This is a genomic window from Hymenobacter agri (genome assembly GCF_054778495.1).
The window spans coordinates 1-527 of sequence record NZ_BAAGZM010001310.1 but is presented as its reverse complement, the minus strand read 5'-3'; the positions used below and the strand labels follow the sequence as shown (position 1 = coordinate 527).

The 527-nt window shown below is 68.9% G+C and carries 1 protein-coding gene; it reads left to right on the top strand.

The features are described from left to right. A partial coding sequence (locus tag ACYVDE_RS25960; RefSeq protein ID WP_460504378.1) for a FlgD immunoglobulin-like domain containing protein occupies positions 1–407 on the top strand: 407 nt, incomplete at its 5' end. Between the last annotated feature and the right edge of the window lie 120 nt (positions 408–527).

Genomic DNA, 527 nt, shown 5'->3' with positions numbered 1-527 from the left:
CGGCTTATGCCGGGCTCGATTCGGCGGCGTATTTCGATGCGGCGGCGCAGGTGCTGCGGGTGCGGTTTCGGTGGCGGCACCAGGCGGCGACGGTGCGGGTGTTTGGGGCAATGTTGGCGACGAACAAGCCTGCCGCCGCTCCGCCCGCCATCAGCCTGAATGTGCCGTACCCGAACCCCTTCAGCTCCGTTACGACCATCAGCTACGACGTGGCCTGGCCGGGTAACTACGAGTTGCACGTGCTTTCGCTCACGGGGCAATTGGTGGCCAACCTGCCGGTTACGGCCGCGGCGCCCGGCGCGGGCGCGGTGCAATGGGACGGTACCGACCGCGCGGGCCAGCCGCTGCCCGCCGGGGTGTATCTGCTGGAATTGAACGGCCAGCACCAGCGCGTGGTGCGGCAGTAGTATGCGTCTCTACACCCTTTCAACCCGGCGAACCGGCTTCCGCAGCTGCTGGCTCAGCAACTGCACCAGCGCCACCCAGGCCACGGCGGCGGCCCAGCCGGCCAGCACGTCGGAGGGGTT